2 protein-coding genes are annotated in these 1141 nt (G+C 68.6%); both read left to right on the top strand.

Features of this window, described 5'->3' with window-relative positions:
* Nucleotides 1-280, top strand: a 280-nt coding sequence (locus tag B1964_RS05190; RefSeq protein WP_290440677.1) for a D-arabinono-1,4-lactone oxidase, incomplete at its 5' end; no start/stop codon positions are given.
* 578 nt (nt 281-858) lie between these two features.
* The coding region (locus B1964_RS05185) for an XdhC family protein (RefSeq protein WP_139765632.1) at nt 859-1141 on the top strand (283 nt) is incomplete at its 3' end.

Genomic DNA, 1141 nt, shown 5'->3' with positions numbered 1-1141 from the left:
TCTGATGCTCTCGACCGCATCCGGTGGACCACGGGGGTACATCGCCGTGCACCGATACCACCACGACGCCCCCGCCGACTCCGCCGCATATTTCGCCGATGCCGAGGCGATCATGACCGCTCACGGCGGTCGCCCGCACTGGGGCAAGATGCACACACGCGACGCCGAGTATCTCCGGTCGGCCTACCCGCGCTTCGACGAATTCCTGGCCGTCCGAGACCGCTTCGACCCGGATCGGGTGTTCACCAACCCCTACCTGCACCAGGTGCTGGGTTCCTGACGGTTCCGGCCACCGTGGTTGCCGAACCAGCACCGGCACAAGCGGTCTCGAGGCTCGTCGCTAACGCTCCTCACACCTCGACCATCGGGATGGGGACACTCCCCCTTTCCGATGATCGAGGTGAAGACGGCCTCCCTTTCCGATGGTCGAGGTGCCGACGAGCGCAGCGAGGAGACCTCGAGACCCGCCGCACCGATCAGCGTCCACAACCCCCACGGCTACCGAACCAGCTCCGGCACAAGCGGTCTCGAGGCTCGTCGCTATCGCTCCTCACACCTCGACCACCGGGATGGGACTGCTCGACCACCGGGATGGGGCGGTCCCGCCACCGGGATGGGACTGCTCGACCACCGGGATGGGGCGGTCCCGCCACCGGGATAGGGCGGTTCGACTGCCGGGATAGGGCGGCTCCACCACCGGGATAGGGCGGTTCGACTGCCGGGATGGGGCGGCTCCACCACCGGGATGAGGACGCCGTCCCTTCCGATGGTCGAGGTGCCGACGAGCGCAGCGAGGAGGCCTCGAGACCCGCCGCAGCCCGAGTGGCGCGCGCGGGCCAGGGCGCCGACACTGGGAGTATGCGTGATGTTCTCCCCGCCTTGGTTCGGCACCTGGAGCGCGGTCCGGTCGCCCTGGCCCGGGTGATCTCGACGACCGGCGCGTCGCCGCGTGCCGTCGGGTCGGCCATGCTGATCACCGCCGACGGGGAGATCATCGGGTCGTTGTCGGGCGGGTGTGTCGAATCGGCGATCATCGACAGTGCCGCACAGGCGTTGAGCGACGAGACCGCGATCATCGAGCACTTCGGGCTCGCTGACCCCGACGGCATCGCGATCGGATTGACCTGCGGTGGAGAGATGG

The organism is Gordonia sp. i37 (assembly GCF_002043085.1).
In the GTDB taxonomy this organism is placed as follows: domain Bacteria; phylum Actinomycetota; class Actinomycetes; order Mycobacteriales; family Mycobacteriaceae; genus Gordonia; species Gordonia polyisoprenivorans.
Note: the sequence above shows the minus strand (reverse complement) of the source record. Positions and strands in the feature narration are given on the sequence as shown.